A 17,948-nucleotide genomic window follows, 5' to 3' on the forward strand; every position below is an offset into this window, starting at 1 on the left:
TAACACTTACATGCATTCTTCTTCGATAACATCTAAACCTTCACGGATCTTTTCCTGAATTTCAATTTTAGATGTACATACATATTCACACAATGCGAAATCTTCAGGTGCAACTTCGTATATTCCTAATTCTTCCATCGCATCAATATCATTTACAATGATGGCTTTGATCAATTGCATCGGTAAAATATCAAAAGGCAATACCTTTTCCATTTCTCCTGTAACAACAAATCCACGCTCTTCACCATTTAAGTTCGTATCTAAACGGTACTTTTTATTTGGCGTCAACCATGTAGGGAACAAACGGTGGCTTGAAAACTTATCAAAACCAGGCCCTAACCATCCCTTTGTTAAGAAGAATTTGTAATCATCTCCTTCTGGTAAAACAGTAACTTGGGCATCGTAAAACCCTAAGAAACCATCGCTTCCAACAGCTTCTCCCGTCAATGCGTTACCGCTAATCACACGTACATTATCTTGGACTAAATTACCTTCCACAAGTGGAGTTAATTGAGCTCCCATAATGGTCTTATAATATTTTCTATTGTTCGCCTCAGAGCCTGTCAAAGCAACATACTTTGAAGAATCAAATTTTCCTTCAGCGAAGAATTTACCGATGGTCACAACATCTTGCGGATTCACAGTAAAGACAAACTCACCTTTGTCAATTGGATCAAAGTGGTGAATCTGAGTCCCCACATTTCCTGCAGGGTGCTTTCCTGAAATCCTATTGATTTGAACATTCTTTGCATTCACAAAAGCTTCGTCTGGAGCTCCTTTTGCATTCAATGTTAAATTCACTTTACCATCTGTCAACTTCGCAAGGGCATTCAATCCGTGTTGAAAATACTGATCTTGTCCGTGGATGATAAAATCATAATCTGGCGCCAAAGGAGAACTGTCGAATGAAGAAATAAAAATTGCTTTTGGCGTTACCGCTGGATTCGCAATTTTATCTAAAGGACGTTGTTTTAAATATGGCCAAAGACCATTTGCTAACATTGTCTTCATCACTTCTTCTCTCGAAATAGATGATGGATCTACAGGGTCTACCTGAACCACCTCGTCCACTTCAGAAACTTTGATTCGAACTTCTAAAATCCTTCTTTTCTCTCCCCTAACCACTTCAGAAAGTACACCTGTAACAGGAGAAACAAATTTCACGTCCTTATTGTATTTATCATAAAACACAACTTCACCACGTTTCACTTTCTCCCCCTCTTTGATGATTACTTTCGGAACCAGTCCGTGAAAATCTGAAGGTTTTATTGCGACCATAGTTGGTGTTTCTAAATCCACCTTCACTTGGTCGGCTTCACCGATAAGCTTGATATCAAGCCCTTTTTTAAGTCTAACCGCCTTTGACATGTTTATACAGACATTTTATTTAATGCACAAAAATATAAAATTGTTCGACTTTGAGCGGGCTTCTACTCTGTTTAGGTGTGACGATTATCAATTTAGAACGGTTCTAAATAAGGAGACGCTTATTATTGAGCTAATTACACTTTTTTTCTTGGTACATAAGAAATCATTAACTATATTTATCGTTTGACTTTTAAAATCTGTCATTTTTTTATTACTCAACGAATATTATGAATGTTGCCATAACAAAAGGAATAAAAATTACTGTTACAGCACTGTTTCGTTCCGATTTAACTCAATTAGAAAAGGGATTATTCTTCTTTAATTACTCTATTATCATTGAAAATCTGAGCCACAATAGGGTTCAATTAATTTCAAGACACTGGAGAATTGTAGACTCCCTCGCTCCGACCCGAATCGTTGAAGGCGATGGTGTTATTGGTGAACAACCTATCTTAGAACCTGGCGAAACTCATCTATATACTTCGGGCTGCGACTTGTCTTCCGGTCTTGGATACATGGAAGGCTATTATAATTTCGTAACCATCAATGATAAAGGTGAAAAAACAAGCAACTTCAAAGTTAATGTGCCCAAGTTCACTTTGGAATATTCTGGTAAACTCAATTAATCATTCTTTAATTTTGAATTGAGGAAAATCTCAATGCAGACTTCGGTGAAACCTTATTGAATTTACTTTTTCCAAAAACATTCTGAATTGACCAGAAGAATAGATCGAATCCACTTCACTTATTCTCCTTTGATGAAAGTAGATTAAAGGACATATTAAAATGTTTTATTGACTTAATTGATCTGCAACAACTTGTTTAGCACTTCCTTTTTTTTACCTTACTACCTATTCAACTCAAAGCGGTAAAACATAAATCCAATTTAAAATGTTGGCAGGACTGTAGATTCATTAATTTTGCAACTTTAAATAGTATATGAGCTACAGCAAAAACTTTTGGGCACTGACATTGGGGATGTTTTTATTCATGACCTCATTTAACTTAATTATTCCTGAATTGAATGGATTCATCACCTCATTAGGTGGTGAAAGCTACAAAGGACTTATTATTGGACTCTTCACTGTTACAGCAGCACTTTCTCGTCCTTTTTCTGGAAAAATGGCCGATCTGGTAGGTAGGAAAAGTACAATGTATGTAGGGACAATCGTCAGCATTATTATGACTTTATTATATCCTTTCAGTGGAACTATTCTTTTCTTTTTAACACTTCGTTTCTTTCATGGATTCTCAACAGGCTTTCTCCCAACAGGAGCTACAGCGTTGGTGACAGATATTCTTCCTGAAAACAAAAGAGGTCAAGGCATGGGCGTTTTCGGAACTGGAATAGCATTGGGGCTTGGTGTTGGACAAGGATTAGGAACTCCAATTGCGAATGCACTTACATTGAATGGACTTTTTATCGTTTCGAGTTTAACTGCACTTTTATCTTTGCTGTTCATATTCTCAGTTAAAGAAACTTTACCTCATCCACAACCATTTACATTGCGCATATTTAAAGTGAAAATTGAAGATGTTTTCGAAAAAAATGTTCTCCCAGCCGCGATGGTCATGTTTTTAACTACGGTATGCACAGGCTTGGTTCTTGTACTTACTCCCGACATGTCTGTCTACCTTAACATTGAAAACAAAGGTTGGTATTATGTATTTTATGTCGTATCCACAATCGCCGTAAGACTATTTGCCGGAACGCTCTCAGACAGAATAGGAAGAAGGCAAACATTAATTCTGGGTATTTCTTTTTTAATTGTAGCAATGCTCATGACCGGAAATGCGAAAACTGAATTTTGGTACACAGCAGCTTCCTTCATCTTTGGGATTGCCACTGGAATAAGCTCTCCTACTTTATTTGCATGGATGGCTGATTTATCTCCCAGTCACAGAAGAGGTGTTGGCTCGGGAACATTATTCATCGCATTAGAATTGGGAATTCTATTTGGAAGCATTGGCACAATGGCTGTTTACAGCAATACTTTAGAATCTTTAAGAAATGCATTTAACGGGGGCGCAATTGTTGCTGGTTTGGCACTTATCTATATAATCATCCACCTCTTATTTAGCAAAACCAATAAATACTACAAGAAGTAATTACCGGGTTAAAAAAAACCATACAGCTGGTTCAAGTACCCTTTTTGACCATTAATTAATCTCTGACAAAAAATAAGCCCAACAAAGCTATTGAGAAATTTAGCACAGCCTTCTTGTAGTTTTGGTTGGTTAGATTTGAAAAATGGTTATATTTTTAGGTGATGTAGTAAAGATTCAGCCAACCACGAAATGGGATTCAACATTATGACAAACTCAATGCATCGGAGACTCACCCACATTTCTCGCGGTAGTCCGGTTTTTGGTCAAAAAGCTACTTCTAATGAAGAATAATAAAAGATTTATAATATTAATCTTGATTTTTATCATTATTGGTACAACGATAGGTGTGTTTTATGAAAACAAGAAGAAAAAACTCCTTTCTACCAATACAAAGGTAACCCATGGTTATCTTACAAAACGAATTAATGTTGCTCGCTCTTGTAATGAAAGCTATTACTATTATTATATAAAAAATAATAAGTTTGAAATTTGGGAATGTGGCCTAAAACCTTTTCTAGAAATTGGAGACACCGTATTAATTAAGTATTCATTAGAAGCCCCTTCCGTAGCAAAAGTGATTGATTTTAAATTTATGAAAAAGTTTAAAATATAAATTTTAAAGATGGAAGACGGCTCCACCACCTCTATGCTCTTGCTGAATACTCAATACTGTCTTGCTCTTGCTCAATACTGTCTTGCTCTTGCTCAATACTCAATACTGTTTTCTCGGGTCAGTCTCAAAAGTTGGGGAGGGATTCATTCCTCACTTATTGAACAAGCGAATGATGGTTTTAACCACTTTCATGCTTAAAACGTTGAATAATCCTAATTCAAATTGCCAAGTATTTGTGCTCAACCCCCAACTATTCGTCTTGATTAAAAAAGCCTACAAAAACTCGTATCTACATACAGAAAAAGACGACTAAGATAGTCGTCTTTAAATACCGTTTGAACCTATTGTGATGTAGACCTTTTATTTTATTGGTCTTATTTCTTAGAAAGAATCATCGACCTGAAGAATCTATTCAAATTCTTCATCAATATTCTCTTCGTACTCTTCTTTGATTTCTTCTTTCAAGAATCCTTCATCATCATAATCATCATCATCTTCGATAATTTCTTGTGCTTGACTAATGGTCATTCTAATTAAATAATAGTAATCCTCCGTTTCAAAAGGTAGGGCACTTACTGTGTTTCCATCTTTATTTTTGAACTTGACTAAGTGGTCTTCAAAGCCTTCCGGATAATTTAATTTAATTAACTGCTTTACGCGCTTATCAAGTTTCACGTAATCTTTAACAACTCTAGGCTTACTACTCATCTTCATTAATTGTATATTTATATTGTCACGGGATAAAAGTATTAAATTCCTACATTCACCAAACTTTTGTCCATAGTTTTTACAAAAAATTATTCTTTCTATTAAAATCGTAGAATGAACTTCTGTATAAATTTAAATGATAAAGAATTAAAAAACCAAGAATCCTGCATAAAATCGTGGGCAATTAAGAAGAATATGTATTTTTGTCTGACAAACTATGGATAAATCTGAACAAATATTAGGAGTTATAGGAGGCGGTAGTTGGGCTACTGCACTAGTGAAGATTCTTACGGAGAATGTATCAAAGGTGAATTGGTACATGAGAAACGAGGAAGCTGTAGAAAACATTCACAAATACCGAAGAAACTTAAAGTACCTTCAGTCTGTAGAATTGAACACAGACAAGATCAATGTCAGCACAGATTTGGTTGAAATTATTCGATCTTCTGACATTATCATTATCGCCACTCCGTCAGCTTTTTTAACTTCATTGTTTGAAGACTTTCCTATTGAACACTTCAAAGGGAAAACTGTATTTTCAGCAGTAAAAGGAATTATCCCAGAATATCACGCCATTCCCGCACGTTTTATTCATAAGACTTTTGGTACTCCTTATGACCAAATAGGAATAGTTTGTGGACCTTGTCATGCAGAAGAAGTTGCTTTAGAACGCTTGTCTTATCTTACCATTGTTTGCCAAGACGAAGACATTGCAGATGACATGGCAGATCGATTTAAGACACGTTACATCAAAACTACAACCTCAGATGACTTGTTTGGTACAGAGTTATCGGCCATCCTCAAAAACGTCTATGCAATTGCTTCAGGTATTTGTGCAGGATTAGGATATGGAGATAATTTCCAAGCTGTTTTGATCTCCAATGCCATTCAAGAAATAGAAAACTTCATTGATGAAGTCAGCCCAATCCACAGAGATGTAAAAAGTAGTGCTTATTTGGGTGATTTATTGGTGACTGCCTATTCAAAGTTCTCAAGAAACAGGACTTTTGGATTTATGATTGGGAAAGGGTATTCAGTAAAGATTGCTCAAATGGAGATGGATATGATTGCTGAGGGATATTATGCTGTAAAGTCAGTCATGGAAATCAACAAAAAGTTCAATGTTGAAATGCCCATCGTTGAGGCCGTAAACAATATTATCTACGAACGTATTTCTCCAGTTATCGAAATGAAGATCCTAACAGATCGATTATCATAAAAAAAAGTGCTTGTTAAGTGTAATTTGCAAATCACACCCAACAAGCACCTCTACAAATTACATCATACCTGGCATTCCACCTGGCATTCCGCCGCCCATTCCTCCGGCAGCAGCACTTTCATCTTCTGGTTCATCTACAATCACACATTCTGTTGTCAACAACATCGATGCGATAGAAGCTGCGTTTTCAATAGCAATACGCGTTACTTTTGTTGGATCCAAAACTCCAGCTGCAAGTAAGTTTTCGAACTCCTCAGTTCTTGCGTTGTAACCGTAATCGTCTTTTCCTTCAAGAACTTTCTGAACAATAACTGCTCCTTCGCTTCCTGCGTTTTTAACGATTTGGCGCAGAGGCTCTTCAACTGAACGTCTTACGATATCAATACCAGTTGTTTCGTCGTCGTTTTCTCCTTTGATCTCTTTCAAGCCATTTAAGGTTCTCAACAAAGCAACACCACCTCCAGGGATTACACCTTCTTCAACCGCTGCACGTGTAGCTGCCAAAGCATCCTCAACACGGTCTTTCTTTTCCTTCATTTCAACTTCAGAAGCTGCTCCAACATAAAGTACTGCAACACCACCCGCTAGTTTAGCCAAGCGCTCTTGCATTTTCTCCTTGTCATAGTCAGAAGTAGATGTTTCCATCTGAGCTCTAATTTGAGCAACTCGAGCATCAATCGCTTCTTTATTTCCTGAACCGTTTACAATGGTTGTATTGTCTTTATCGATTTCAACTTTTTCAGCTGTCCCCAACATGTCTAAAGTTGCCGTTTCAAGAGACAGTCCTTTTTCTTCAGAAATCACCTGTCCTCCTGTAAGGATTGCAAGGTCTTCCAACATTGCTTTTCTGCGGTCACCAAATCCAGGCGCTTTAACAGCTGCAACTTTCAAGGAACCTCTAATTCTGTTTACCACAAGAGTAGTTAACGCTTCTCCATCGATATCTTCAGCGATAATCAATAAAGGTCTTCCAGACTGTGCTGCAGGTTCCAAAACAGGAAGTAAATCCTTCATGTTTGTAATCTTTTTATCACAGATTAAAAGGTATGGATTCTCTAAATCAGCGATCATTTTTTCTGGATTCGTCACGAAGTAAGGCGAAAGATATCCTCTATCGAACTGCATTCCTTCTACGGTTTTCACTTCAGTTTCGATACCTTTAGCTTCTTCTACAGTAATTACACCGTCATTACCAACCACCTTCATTGCTTCTGCGATCAATGTTCCTATAGTCTCATCATTATTGGCAGAAATAGAAGCAATTTGCTTGATTTTATCATTATCAGAACCCACTTCTTTTGAAAGTTTCTTGAGCTCTTCTACAATAATTTTCACTGCTTTATCGATACCTCTTTTCAGGTCCATTGGATTTGCTCCTGCAGTAACGTTTTTCAATCCTGCAGTTATTATTGCTTGTGCTAAAACTGTAGCCGTTGTTGTACCATCACCAGCGATATCAGCAGTTCTTGAAGCTACTTCTTTAACCATTTGAGCTCCCATGTTCTCAACAGGATCTTTCAAATCGATTTCTTTCGCTACAGAAACTCCATCTTTTGTTACGTGAGGCGCACCGAATTTCTTACCAATAACTACGTTACGACCTTTAGGTCCTAATGTTACTTTTACTGCGTTTGCTAACGCATCGACACCTTTCTTAAGCTTCTCTCTTGCTTGTTCGTCGAAATATATTTCTTTTGCCATTCTAACTTAATTTTTTAACGTTAATAACTATTGAAAAACACCGTATACATCGGCTTCTTTCATAATCAAGTAAGTTTTTCCTTCAATCTTGATCTCTGTTCCTGAGTACTGACCAAATAAAACAGTATCTCCTTCTTTAACCGTCATGGGTTCATCTTTCTTACCATTACCAACGGCTACAACTGTTCCTCTTAAAGGTTTTTCTTTAGCTGCATCAGGAATAATGATTCCACTAGCTGTTTTTTCTTCGGCAGGTGTGGGCTCAATTAGCACACGATCCGCCAACGGTTTTAATGCTGACATATTATTTTATTTAAGTTTAATTGAATTTATTTTAACTGTTTGCTTTTAGACCAATTCTATGCCAATGAAGAATGCTGTAGCTTTTGTCAGAAATCCAGAAAAAAAAGCAAAAAAAATGTCAGTGTATATGACACACTGACATTCAATTTTATTTACTTAAAGTTTAGGAATGACAATCTATCTTCCCTAAACAAGTTTTATTCTTATTCTATTCTTGAACTTCATCTCCTTGAGAAGCTGGCATTTCAGTAGCCGGTGCTTCTTCAACAGGTAGGTTAGCTGGTTGATGATACATCAAAGTCATCGCAATACTCAATACTCCGATGATCCCCGCCAAACTCCATGTTGCTTTTTCAATAAAGTCATTGGTTTGCTTAACTCCACCCATTTGGTGAGCTGCACCAAAGTCTGTTGATAATCCTCCTCCTTTTGGATTCTGCATTAAAACAAGTAATACAAGTAAAACACTCGCAAGGATGATAAGTACAATAAATAAAGTTTCCATATTTTAATTTAATTTTCTTTTCAAGGTTTCAATTTGAAGTGCAAAGAAACTCTTTTTTTCTGGAATTTTCAAGATTAATTTTTCATAAGCATCAATTGCCTTCGGATAATTGCCTTGGGCTGCATAAATCTTGGCGAGGGTCTCACTCACTGGAAGCCTTGTTTCATCTAGGCTTTCACGTGCTTTTTGCACCGGTGAAAAGAACTCGTTTTTTCTTTTCTCTACGCTTAAAATTTCTTTCTTTTTTTCTTTTTCTTCTGGTTTTTCAGGTGCTTTTTCTTCTTCCTGAGGTAATTCCTTCGATTTTTGAGGAGTATCCTCTGGTTTTTCAGCTTCGGCAAAAGGCATCATCCATGAAGTGAAAGTTTTTAATCCACTCTCTGGTTTTTCAACTTCTTTTTCTTCAGCCTCACTCTCTTCGCCTACTTCATTTTCGGCACTTTCCTCTATTGTCGGTAAATCAAACTCAATTGAAACGGTGTCTTCTTCGTCTTCCTTCGGCTTATCTAATTGTTTTAAACGAGCAAAATGATACGTTTCCTCGGATTCTTGGTCGACTTCTAAATAAATTGAGGAGCTAACAGCATGCGCCAAAATATCCCGTTCTAAGTCGCCTACTTTTTTCAGGTCCTTTTTCTCTGCTTGTTCAAGCTCCTCCTCTCTTGGAACTTCTGCTTCTTGGCCGACTTCATCCTCGCTTGAAACAACATCTTGCACTTCCTCCCTTTCTGAGTCAACCCCCTCTTCAACTTGAACTTCATCAGTTAAATCAAACACTACTTTTTCTTCAGGTTCGGGTGCAGGTTCTTCTGTTGTTAGAACCTCCTCCTTTTCATCATCTTCTATCTGAATCTTCTCGGTTGAGTCTACAAAAGACTCGTGTTTTGCATCTTCTATTTCAACATCAACTGCAGTTTCACTTTCTTGACCCACCACTTCATCTACGTAATGAATCAAATGAAAAAGTTGAGAACGGTCGGGAATGCGATAGGCATGATTTTTCAGTTCTGCTTCAAACTGAATGGTGTTGTGCATCGACAAACCTTTGAGGTACAATTGTGAAAATACCGCAGCAAAAGGATAGCGCTCCGCCAATTGACGTAGCTGTTCTAAATCCTCCAGTTTTATCAATTCTGGTTGATCAATTCTTTTCGATATTTCTACAAAGTTTAACATTACCAGTTCGAAAGTAACTTATTTAAAACATCTTGCACTATTTGATCGTTAATTTCTTCTAACAATTGTGCTTGAATTGCTCCCACATCTTGTGTCGCATCAAAGTCTGCAAACCGTGAACTACTTAATTCCATCAACTCCTCCTCAGGTGCAGAAATAAATATCTCAAAACTCACGCGAATAGTTAATCTATTTTTTACATCTGCGGCATTATCTTGCAAAGATAAAGGCGTAACTGTATAAGAATCTACAGCACCTGTTACAATAATTTGAGGATCTTCATCTTCATCAGTAACTAAAGTTAAACCCACTCTATTCTGAATAGCATCTTTTACCAACTCGGTTAATTCTGAGGAATAACTAATAGGTGCGTTAGGCGCTTTATTCTCTAATGTGCTAACCATAAATCTTTTCCATTCGGGCGGAACACTTCCATCGCGAAAAGAAATACTTGTGGGCCAACAAGAAGTAAACAAAAGGGCCACTATAGATAAAAGGAGTATTCTCATTGTTTAGCCTCGGCTTATTTTAAATTATATTCTTTAATTTTTCGGTATAAAGTTCGCTCAGAAATCCCCAGCTCTTTAGCTGCGTCCTTTCTTTTACCATTATGCTTTTCTAAAGCTTTTTTCACAAACTCCTTTTCTCTTTCTTCCAAAGACAAAGATTCTTCTACCTCAATATGTTCTTGATAATCGCTATCTACAATCGTCATCTCATCTTGCTCCGAAAATGAACTCACTTCATTTACCTCGTCTCTTACTCCTGATTCCAACAATCGTTTACTGTCTTCATTCGAAATATCGGAGTAAACACGATTCAAAACATCTCGTTGAGTCCCCGTTAAATCAACGTCTTTATTTCCATTCAACAATTCAATCACCAGCTTTTTCAACTCGTTCATGTCTCTTTTCATGTCAAACAAAAACTTATAAATCAACTCTCGATCTGAAAAAGCGTCTTTCCCTTCACTTCCTTCCGTCCCAACAATTGAAGGCACCCCTGAAATAACCTCTTCAGGAAGATAGGACTTCATTTTTTGCAAAGAAATATCTCGATCACTTTCGATTACAGAAATTTGTTCCACAACGTTTTTTAACTGTCTAATATTTCCTGGCCAATTATACTTTTCTAAAGCGAATATTGCTTCATCGCTAAGCTTAATGGAGGGCATTCTATATTTTTCAGCAAAATCAGCTGCAAACTTTCGAAACAACAAATGAATATCTTCTTTTCTTTCTCTTAAAGGTGGTAGTTTTATGGGAACCGTACTTAAACGATAGAGTAAATCTTCTCTGAACTTATTTTTTCTGATCGCTTCAGTCATATTCTCATTGGTCGCTGCAACTACACGAACATTCGTTTTGATCACCTTTGAAGAACCTACCCTGATGAACTCTCCAGTTTCTAAAACACGTAACAATCGAACTTGAGTTTGTTGGGGTAATTCAGCAACTTCATCCAAGAAAATCGTTCCACCATCTGCTTCTTCGAAATATCCTTTTCGACTTCCACTAGCACCTGTAAAAGCACCTTTTTCGTGACCAAAAAGTTCAGAATCTATCGTTCCTTCAGGAATTGCACCACAGTTTACTGCGATGTAACTTCCGTGCTTCCTCGTACTTAAATGATGAATCACTTGAGGAATAATTTCCTTTCCTGTTCCACTCTCCCCCGTTACCAATACAGAAATATCTGTAGGTGCAACCTGAATTGCAACTTCAAGCGCACGATTCAACCCAGGGGCATTACCGATAATTCCAAACCTCTGTTTGATTTGCTGAATATTCATATCACTTATCGATTATTAGTCCTCTACAATTTCTCCCGATAAAGACGCATGTGTACAATCTGTAATGCGAACCATCACGTAGTCCCCTACATTTGCATTTTTACGATCAAAGATAACTTTATGATTTCTATCTGTACGTCCCATCAAACGATCTGAAGAACGTTTTGACTCAGTTTCTGCAAGCACTTCGAGTACTTTCCCGATTTGCTCTTTGTTGATGGCTAAACTGTGCGTATGCTGAAGTTCAATAATTTGTTCCAAACGTTTTTGCTTCACCTCTTCTGGAATATCATCTTCGTATTTTCTTTCCGCTAAAGTCTTTGGACGCTCAGAATATTTATACATATAAGCGGCATCGTATTTCACCTCTCTCATTATAGAAAGCGTGTCTTGATGTTGCTCTTCTGTTTCTCCACAGAAACCTGTAATAATATCAGTCGAAATACCACATTCTGGAATAATTCGATTGATGGCCTCTATTCTATTCATATACCACTCACGTGTATAGCCCCTGTTCATTTTTTTCAACACATCGCTGTTTCCTGATTGAACAGGAAGATGGATATAGTTACAAATATTATCATGCTTCGCAATGGCGTGTAGCACATCATCGGTCATGTCTTTCGGATGAGAAGTTGAAAAACGAATTCGAAGTTTAGGGTGAACTGCTGCAACCATCTCCAATAACTGAGCAAAATTAGTCGTAGGCTTTGTTTCATCTTTTATTTCTCCTTTACTCGTCATATTCCAACGGTAAGAATCTACGTTTTGTCCCAACAAGGTAACTTCTCTATATCCAGCATTGAACAATGCCCCACACTCCTGAACGATGGTGTGAGGATCTCTACTACGTTCTCTTCCTCTGGTAAATGGAACAACACAGAAAGAACACATATTATCACACCCTCGTGTAATACTTACAAATCCTGTTACACCGTTTTTATCTAAACGCACAGGACTAATATCTGCATATGTTTCATCACGTGAAAGTAAAACATTAACTGCTTTTTGCCCTCCATCAACCTCTTCGATTAATCCTGGTAAATCTCGGTAAGAATCTGGACCAGCAACCAAATCAACGAGCTTTTCTTCTTCAAGCAAGTTCGTTTTCAAACGCTCAGCCATACAACCAAGAATACCTATAACAAGTCCTGGTCTTTGCTTCTTTGCTCTATTGAATTGCTTCAGTCGATTTCTAATTCTTTGCTCTGCGTTTTCTCTAATACTACACGTATTGATCAAAATAACATCTGCCTCTGCAGACTCTTGTGTGGTCGAGAATCCTTGGTTAATTAAAATGGATGCTACAACCTCACTATCTGAGAAATTCATTGCGCATCCATAACTTTCTAGATAGAGTTTTTTACCCCCTTCTTTATTGTCCATTGAGATCGCTTCCCCTTGGCGACTCTCATCCATATCTTTATCTAAAACAATTCCCATCGATGAATATCTATTTTATGAACTGCAAAGATATTGTTTCTTCTGATAGTGTCAAAATGTCAGTCGCTAATTTTTATAAATAGTTGAATAAAATCAATAAATAAGCGAATAATTCTCAACTAATATAATGTAATTATAAAGCGTAAAGTGAAAAGGAAAAAGAAGTTAAATCGCAATAAAGTTTGTATTTCGTATTAATTTGGAGTTATTTTGCACTCAATTTCAGAAAAAGTATTTAACGAATATCACTATGGCAAAAAATTTAGTTATCGTAGAGTCTCCCGCAAAAGCAAAAACAATTGAAGGCTATTTAGGCAAAGATTTTCTTGTTATGTCTAGTTATGGTCACGTAAGAGACTTGGCAAAAAAAGGTGTAGCGATTGACATCGAAAACGATTTTAAGCCAAACTATGAAATTAGCCCCGATAAGAAAACAGTCATCTCCGACCTTAAAAAACACGTTAAAGCAGCAGATACTGTATGGTTAGCAACGGATGAGGACCGTGAGGGTGAGGCCATTTCTTGGCACCTTTACGAAACGCTAAAACTTCAAAACAAAGACACAAAGCGTATTACTTTTAATGAAATTACAAAAACAGCTGTCCAAAAAGCAATTCAAGAACCTCGTCAAATCAACCAAGAATTGGTGAACGCACAACAAGCAAGACGTGTTTTAGATAGACTAGTAGGTTTCGAACTCTCTCCAGTTTTATGGAAAAAAGTAAAACCTAGCTTATCAGCAGGTAGAGTTCAATCTGTAGCTGTTCGATTGATCGTTGAGAGGGAAAGAGAAATTATGAACTTCACTCCAGAAAGTTACTTTAGAGTAGTTGGAGATTTTGCTGAAGGAAAAGATAAGATTACCGCAACATTATCCAGAAACATTGGTACAGATAAAGAAGTAGAATCTTTCCTTGCAGATTGCGACAAAGCAACATTTAAGGTGACTGATGTGACCAAAAAGCCAGGAGTTAAAAACCCGAGCGCTCCATTCATCACCTCTACCCTTCAGCAAGAAGCCAGTTTAAAATTAGGCTTTAGTGTTTCCCGTACAATGAGGGTCGCACAAAGTTTATACGAGGCTGGACTCATTACATATATGAGAACAGACAGTGTTAACCTTTCTGAAACCGCAATGGAAGGTGCAAAAAACACCATCATCAAAGATTACGGACCAGAATACAGTAATCCTAAAAAATACAAAAGTAAAAGTGCAGGAGCCCAAGAAGCCCATGAGGCCATTCGCCCTACAAACTTTGATGTATCTTCTGTTAACAAAGGGAAAGACGAAGATCGCCTTTATGACTTAATTTGGAAACGCTCCATCGCGTCCCAAATGAGCCCAGCAAAACTTGAAAGAACAACTATAAAAATAGGAGCACCTTCTGTTAAAGATTTATTTGTTGCTAAAGGAGAGGTCATCAAATTCGATGGTTTCCTTAAAGTCTACTTAGAGTCTAAAATGGACGAAGACGATGAAGACGACAAAGCACTTGAAGGCTTACTTCCTGACTTAAAAGTAGGAACAGACCTTTCTACCCTATCAATTGTTGCACGTGAACGCTTTTCAAAACCAGCAGCACGCTATGTTGAAGCATCTTTAGTTAAGAAATTAGAAGAACTAGGAATCGGTAGACCTTCAACTTATGCACCTACAATATCCACAATTCAGAAAAGAGGATATGTCGAAAAAAAGGAAAGAGAAGGAACTGAAAGAAAGTACCTTATTTACACCTTAGACAATAACGGTACACACAAAGAGGAAGCTACTGAAATAACCGGTAGAGACCGCAACAGACTTTCTCCTTCTGATATTGGAATGGTGGTAACTGATTTTTTGGTAGAACACTTTGGAGACATTTTAAATTACAACTTCACCGCAGAAGTAGAACAACAATTTGACGAGATTGCAAATGGAATGAAAGAATGGACAGAAATGATTAAGAATTTCTATGATCCTTTCCACAAAACTGTTGAAGATACTTTAGAGCACTCTGAACGTGCTTCAGGAGAACGTTATTTAGGAGAACATCCAAAAACCGGCGAAAAAGTAATCGTTCGCATTGGTCGCTATGGACCAATGGCACAAATTGGAGATACGGAAGGAGAAAAAAAGGCACAATTTGCAAGCTTGAGACCTAACCAATCAATAGAAACCATAACTTTTGAAGAGGTTATGGATCTATTCAAACTCCCTCGAGAGTTAGGAGAATTTGAAGGCAAAGTAGTAAAAGCAAACATTGGTCGTTTCGGTCCATACGTTCAACATGACGGGAAATTTGTTTCGATTAAGGAAGATGATCCAATGGACATCGCGCTAGATAGAGCAATCGAGCTAATTAAGGAAAAAAGAATTGAAGACGCTAAAAAACTAATCAAAACATTCCCAGAAGACGAAAACATGCAACTATTGAATGGACGCTGGGGACCTTACCTTAAAATTGGCAAAAAGAACTTCAAACTTCCTAAAGACATTGAAGAGGTAGATCAACTTACCTACGAACAATGTGTTGAAATTTCTGAAAATCAGCCAAAGAAAACAACAAAGAAAAAAGCACCGGCTAAAAAGAAAACCACAGCTAAAAAAACTGCTGCGAAGAAAAAGCCCGCTGCAAAAACAACGAAGAAAAAGTAGTTATTGAGAATTGAATGTGTATTACTTCTACAACAAAGTGATATTTCACATCAATGCTTGAATTATATTTGTTGAAAAGCAACAAGATGAAAGATATTTCTATTTATTTTCAAAGCATATCAACAGAAGATAAATTCGAAAAAGAAATGCTGGGTAATTTTATCCAAGCAAATAAAAATGGCGAATTCCCTGAAATAAAGAAAAAGGGAATCGCCCTGTTTTACGTCCCAGAATATAGAAACGATAAAAACAATTCGGATCAAGAGTTCATCAATGATTTCAGAAGTCAACTCTATAAATTGCACCAAGGATTCAACTGGAATCACAATCTTTACGACCTAGGCACAATCATTCCCGGTAAAGAAATCGCTGATACATTTCATGCCATCAGCACCGTTTGTCAAGAACTCATAAAGAACGACATCATCCCAGTTGTTATTGGAGGTTCACAAGACCTTACAAAAGCAATATACAATGCCTACGAAAAACTAGAACAGTTGGTCAACCTTACCGCAATCGACAACCGATTAGACCTGGGAAGTGCTGAAGAAACAATAACACACGAAGGATGGTTAAGCCATGTTGTTTTACACAAACCTTGCTATTTATTCAATTATGCTAATATTGGCGCGCAATCACATTATATCGCCAACAATACATTAGACCTATTCAACGAACTCTATTTTGATATATGTAGACTCGGTGAAATCAGTCAATCCACACAGCTTGCGGAACCCTACATGAGAAATACTGACATACTCAGCATGGACCTAACAAGCATACGTGCCAGTGACTTGCAAAACAATTACTATTCAGCACCCAACGGATTATTTGCCAATGAAGCTTGTCAAATCTTGAGATACGCAGGGATCAGCGACAAACTATCCAGTTTAGGAATATTCAATTACTATAGTAAGAATCACCTTGCGACAGATGAAATGGTCGCACAATTAATTTGGTACTTCAACGAAGGCTACGCCAATCGAAAAGGCGACTTCCCAGTAGGCAGTAAAAAAACTTATACTAAGTTCAGGGTCTACCTAGAGGAACTCAACGAAGAGATTGTTTTCTACAAAAGCAATAAATCAGGACGTTGGTGGATTGAAGTTCCTTATCCAGGATCGAGAAATTCAAAATTCATGCGTCACCAGATGATTCCTTGCAGCTACGACACCTATGAAGAAGCTATGAAAGGAGAAGTTCCAGACCTGTGGTGGAAGACTTATCAAAAATTAGTTTAAGTTTTACCCACGTCAAATTGTTGAAAACTTCATCAAATCACAGATTTTATCAAAAAATTATTGAATAAGCATTTTATTTATTTCGTTTTTACATTTTTTTAACTACTTTAGTCGACTGATGGAGCAATGTAAAGCTCAATCACATGCATAAAACGTTGAAAAGAAGCAGTATAACTATGAAAAGACTTTTACTTATTTCCATGCTATTATCCACCGGTATGTTCTATACATACGGGCAGCAGGATAAAATTCTGACACATTTTATTTTTGATAAAATGAGTATCAACCCTGGAGCAACAGGAGTTGGGATGAATCATCAGGTCTGTGGAACGATGATCTACAGAAACCAATGGGACAAATTCAACGGTGCTCCAAACTCTGTTTTGGTCAATGCAGAAGCGAACTTATCACAGTACTTCCCTAGTGCAGCAGGTATTTCATTCTACCATGACGCAATTGGTTTTTCTAGACAAAACAACTTGACTTTAAACTATTCATACCATATGAATTTAAGCAATGGTGTCTTAGGATTAGGAGCAGCTCTTGGAATGGTAAGCTATGGTATGAGTCCTGTTTGGGTTACACCAGATGGAAATCCAAATGATGGTTCTTTACCGACTTCTACTTCACAAGCAACATTTGATGCAAATTTCGGTCTTTACTATATGTCATATAGCGGTTGGTACGCAGGACTATCCTCTACACATCTACCAGCTATGGAGTTAGATGATTTAAATTTCAACACAGCACGTCACTATTATGCTATGGGAGGTTACCGCATGGACAATGCATTCAATGTGAATCCATTATCTTTAGAAGGAAATGTTTTAGTACGATCGGACTTAAAACTTTTAAGTGCTGACATTAATGTACGTGCAATTTGGGACGACATGTTCTATGGTGGACTTACATTTAGAACATATGATGCTGTAGGAATTATGGCGGGTCTTAACTGGAATTCATTTACATTCGGTTATTCTTATGATATTACTGTAAACAGAATATCTAGCATCTCAACAGGTTCACATGAGTTACTTGTGAAATACTGTTACCCATTGCCTCCTATTCCGATCACAAAGGCAAGAAACCCAAGGTATTTATAAGAAATTTAAAAAAATCTGTAACCATTTACAAC

Annotated in this window: 16 protein-coding genes; 7 read left to right on the plus strand and 9 right to left on the minus strand. The window is 37.1% G+C overall.

Translation table 11 applies throughout. The annotated features are described in order from the left end of the window. Positions 1-6: 6 nt before the first annotated feature. Positions 7-1,368 (minus strand): Na(+)-translocating NADH-quinone reductase subunit A, encoded by a 1,362-nt coding sequence (locus tag ACN0U3_RS03480; RefSeq protein WP_299203664.1) that lies wholly within the window; start codon positions 1,366-1,368, stop codon positions 7-9. A 227-nt stretch (positions 1,369-1,595) separates the two neighbouring features. Here ACN0U3_RS03480 and apaG point away from each other — a divergent pair, with 227 nt between their 5' ends. The 3 genes from apaG (at position 1,596) to ACN0U3_RS03495 (ending at position 4,090) form a co-directional block, all read left to right on the plus strand. Next, positions 1,596-1,994 (plus strand): Co2+/Mg2+ efflux protein ApaG, encoded by a 399-nt coding sequence (gene apaG / locus ACN0U3_RS03485; protein ID WP_299203666.1) that lies wholly within the window; start codon positions 1,596-1,598, stop codon positions 1,992-1,994. 313 nt (positions 1,995-2,307) lie between these two features. Beyond that, positions 2,308-3,477 (plus strand): MFS transporter, encoded by a 1,170-nt coding sequence (locus ACN0U3_RS03490; protein ID WP_417265160.1) that lies wholly within the window; start codon positions 2,308-2,310, stop codon positions 3,475-3,477. 280 nt (positions 3,478-3,757) lie between these two features. After that, positions 3,758-4,090, plus strand: coding sequence for a hypothetical protein (locus tag ACN0U3_RS03495; protein ID WP_417265161.1), 333 nt, complete (start codon positions 3,758-3,760; stop codon positions 4,088-4,090). Positions 4,091-4,498: 408 nt separating this feature from the next. On the opposite strand, the gene ACN0U3_RS03500 is transcribed toward ACN0U3_RS03495, so the two are convergent. Next, positions 4,499-4,804 carry a hypothetical protein gene (locus ACN0U3_RS03500; RefSeq protein ID WP_299203674.1) on the minus strand — a complete coding sequence of 102 codons (306 nt, stop codon included), beginning with the start codon at positions 4,802-4,804 and terminating at the stop codon, positions 4,499-4,501. Positions 4,805-5,015: 211 nt separating this feature from the next. Between ACN0U3_RS03500 and ACN0U3_RS03505 the strand changes: the two genes are divergently transcribed. Continuing rightward, positions 5,016-6,017, plus strand: a complete 1,002-nt coding sequence (locus tag ACN0U3_RS03505; protein WP_299203677.1) for an NAD(P)H-dependent glycerol-3-phosphate dehydrogenase — start codon at positions 5,016-5,018, stop codon at positions 6,015-6,017. A 57-nt stretch (positions 6,018-6,074) separates the two neighbouring features. Here the strand turns inward: ACN0U3_RS03505 and groL are convergent, their stop codons facing one another. The 7 genes from groL to miaB form a co-directional block, all read right to left on the minus strand. Further along, complete coding sequence (groL, locus tag ACN0U3_RS03510) at positions 6,075-7,718, minus strand: chaperonin GroEL (protein WP_299203679.1); 1,644 nt, start codon at positions 7,716-7,718, stop codon at positions 6,075-6,077. A 27-nt stretch (positions 7,719-7,745) separates the two neighbouring features. Continuing rightward, complete coding sequence (locus tag ACN0U3_RS03515; RefSeq protein ID WP_299203682.1) at positions 7,746-8,021, minus strand: co-chaperone GroES; 276 nt, start codon at positions 8,019-8,021, stop codon at positions 7,746-7,748. 208 nt (positions 8,022-8,229) lie between these two features. Then, positions 8,230-8,526, minus strand: coding sequence for a preprotein translocase subunit SecG (secG, locus tag ACN0U3_RS03520; protein ID WP_299203685.1), 297 nt, complete (start codon positions 8,524-8,526; stop codon positions 8,230-8,232). 3 nt (positions 8,527-8,529) lie between these two features. Further along, positions 8,530-9,702 carry a hypothetical protein gene (locus tag ACN0U3_RS03525; protein ID WP_417265162.1) on the minus strand — a complete coding sequence of 391 codons (1,173 nt, stop codon included), beginning with the start codon at positions 9,700-9,702 and terminating at the stop codon, positions 8,530-8,532. Beyond that, positions 9,702-10,211: an LPS assembly lipoprotein LptE gene (lptE, locus tag ACN0U3_RS03530; RefSeq protein WP_417265163.1), complete on the minus strand. Its 510-nt coding sequence runs from the start codon at positions 10,209-10,211 to the stop codon at positions 9,702-9,704. Before lptE ends, ACN0U3_RS03525 begins: the two co-directional genes overlap by 1 nt. 14 nt (positions 10,212-10,225) lie before the next feature. Continuing rightward, positions 10,226-11,494 (minus strand): sigma-54 interaction domain-containing protein, encoded by a 1,269-nt coding sequence (locus ACN0U3_RS03535; RefSeq protein WP_299203695.1) that lies wholly within the window; start codon positions 11,492-11,494, stop codon positions 10,226-10,228. Positions 11,495-11,509: 15 nt separating this feature from the next. After that, complete coding sequence (miaB, locus tag ACN0U3_RS03540; RefSeq protein WP_299203700.1) at positions 11,510-12,937, minus strand: tRNA (N6-isopentenyl adenosine(37)-C2)-methylthiotransferase MiaB; 1,428 nt, start codon at positions 12,935-12,937, stop codon at positions 11,510-11,512. A 250-nt stretch (positions 12,938-13,187) separates the two neighbouring features. Between miaB and topA the strand changes: the two genes are divergently transcribed. The 3 genes from topA to ACN0U3_RS03555 all read left to right on the plus strand — a co-directional run bounded on the left by topA (position 13,188) and on the right by ACN0U3_RS03555 (position 17,916). Beyond that, on the plus strand, positions 13,188-15,572 hold the full coding sequence (topA, locus tag ACN0U3_RS03545) for a type I DNA topoisomerase (protein ID WP_299203703.1): 2,385 nt from the start codon (positions 13,188-13,190) through the stop codon (positions 15,570-15,572). Positions 15,573-15,658: 86 nt separating this feature from the next. Then, positions 15,659-16,813: a formimidoylglutamase gene (locus tag ACN0U3_RS03550; RefSeq protein WP_417265164.1), complete on the plus strand. Its 1,155-nt coding sequence runs from the start codon at positions 15,659-15,661 to the stop codon at positions 16,811-16,813. Positions 16,814-16,989: 176 nt separating this feature from the next. Next, complete coding sequence (locus tag ACN0U3_RS03555) at positions 16,990-17,916, plus strand: type IX secretion system membrane protein PorP/SprF (protein ID WP_417265165.1); 927 nt, start codon at positions 16,990-16,992, stop codon at positions 17,914-17,916. The last annotated feature ends 32 nt before the right edge of the window (positions 17,917-17,948 follow it).

This window comes from Brumimicrobium sp., from assembly GCF_048268645.1.
Taxonomy (GTDB): Bacteria; Bacteroidota; Bacteroidia; order Flavobacteriales_D; family Crocinitomicaceae; genus Brumimicrobium; species Brumimicrobium ulvae.